The sequence below is a fragment of the Fructilactobacillus florum DSM 22689 = JCM 16035 genome (assembly GCF_001436645.1).
GTDB classification, from domain to species: domain Bacteria; phylum Bacillota; class Bacilli; order Lactobacillales; family Lactobacillaceae; genus Fructilactobacillus; species Fructilactobacillus florum.
The window spans coordinates 1-1,995 of record NZ_AYZI01000019.1 but is presented as its reverse complement, the minus strand read 5'-3'; the positions used below and the strand labels follow the sequence as shown (position 1 = coordinate 1,995).

At 25.1% G+C, this 1,995-nt stretch carries 2 protein-coding genes; both read right to left on the bottom strand.

The genetic code is table 11. From position 1 onward, the window contains the following. Positions 1-680: 680 nt before the first annotated feature. The gene (locus FC87_RS06545; RefSeq protein WP_056961980.1) at positions 681-1,343 is read right to left on the bottom strand and encodes a hypothetical protein; all 663 of its coding nucleotides are present in this window, start codon (positions 1,341-1,343) and stop codon (positions 681-683) included. After that, positions 1,340-1,870: a Panacea domain-containing protein gene (locus FC87_RS06540; protein ID WP_056961977.1), complete on the bottom strand. Its 531-nt coding sequence runs from the start codon at positions 1,868-1,870 to the stop codon at positions 1,340-1,342. The genes FC87_RS06545 and FC87_RS06540 overlap by 4 nt, the downstream gene beginning before the upstream one ends. Between the last annotated feature and the right edge of the window lie 125 nt (positions 1,871-1,995).

The following is a 1,995-nucleotide window of genomic DNA, read 5'->3' as shown; positions in this document are numbered from 1 at the left end:
CAAATAACGACTCGTCCTAATAAATCGGCCGCTGTCAAACAGGGTTGGGCTCCAGCAGCAATAAATCTTATAAGTAATTTTTATATGTTTTTATTAGTTTTTTAATATGTAAGTTAATTGAGTTTTGCTTAAATTTATTTTTTATTGATTGTTATTTATTTTTGGTAAATGTGGTAATTTTGTAGGACATCGTTAAAAAAGTCCCACAGTTTATAATTATTGATATTTGTATATGGTAGATGAAATCATGATAACACAAAAGATGACCATTAATTTTGGTCGTCCTTTTTTATATTATTATTTAATTTATTTTTCTTTCATTATTATATTTAAATTTAATTTAAATTAAATTAGTATTCTTTTTAACAAGGACATTTATAGTTCTTCCATCGGCAAGGTTTATTTTATTTTTTTTACCAATATTTACCGTAAAATGTTGTGAATTTAATGATCCATCTACCATAACTATAATATCGGTCTTACCACTTTCATTAGTATAATTTAACGGAACGTTATAAGTTTTATCATCTAATTTATAGTTCCATTTTTCCCTAAAATATCTAAATCCATGATTGCCTCCTATTATTTTATATGTTAATTATAACAATTTAATTATTAACATTTTGCACAAATTTAAGCAAAACAAAAAATCCAACTACCTAATTTAGATAGTGAAATTTTTATAAATTATCAATTTTTATGAAATCATCTTTATGAAACTTATCCTTAAATATTCGTAAAAAAGTTTCTGAATCGTCTTTATAACTGTCATATGTTTTATTCATAACTTGGTTCTTTTTTAATTTTTTTATTTTATCCTCTATAGGAAAAACTAAGTGATGCGGATCTAATAAGAATACAATTAACATATTTGAATTATCATTTAATTCTGAACTATCAATTACATATAACATAAATGCCCTGAATGTTCCTCTTTGGTTTAAACCAAATTTATGGTCATTTATATCTACTTCATAAATCCAATAATTATTAATGATTTCATCAGATAATACTAATTTAAAAATTGATTTAGCTCTATTGCCGTTATCATAATTTAAATTTATAATTTTTTTTTCATGCGTAAGTAATTGTTTATCACTAATTACAGGATTAAACGCAGCTTCAATTTTCTCACAATAAATTTTTTCAGGAAGCAAATCAGTAAATTTTAATTTATTATCTTTATGTCCCTCTAATGATTCGTGTAAGAACATTACTTTGGCGGTAGCGTCATGTGCATTTAGTTTATTATTATCGTTTGCTTTTAATTTTACACTATTATTTTTATTAACAAGATTTGGTGTTACTGACTTGCTGTTTTTAAGAGAAGGATTAAATCTCATAACATTCCTTGTTCTTCAACATATTTAACATAATCTTTTTTTATTTCGGCAGGATCCATTTTTATATGAAGAAAATTATCTTTCCACACATCTCTCCAAGCTGAATCTTCATGGCTTCTATTAACAAGACCAAAATCATTAACATCTTTAACTTGATTAATCATGTCATCAACAAATGATAAAATATCATTAATAACTGATTTATTTGAAATGTTTATTAAACTATCAACATTGTCTAAATTAACAGGTTCAATATTGCCACCATTGTTATTTTCCCATACATCGGGATCAACAGGGCCATATTTCCATGCTTCAAAATTAGGTTCAAAAAGATGTTCAGGATATGAAACGTCAGAATCTTTAATTTCAGATTCATTAGTATCAACATTCCCATATGTTGCTGCATAAAATGCCCAAACAAAATACAATGCTTTTTGTAATTTTATAGGAGTAGGATTATCTAATTTTGTATAAATGTATTTAACAGCATTATCTTTAGTTTTAAAAAAATTTTTTTTATTTTCCAAAGTTAATACCTCCTACCTTTAATTAATTTAACTATACATACGTGAAACACCATTGTAAATAAGTTACATAAAATAATTTTAATTTTTATTCATTTGATCGAGATGTAATCGGGCGCATAGTGCTG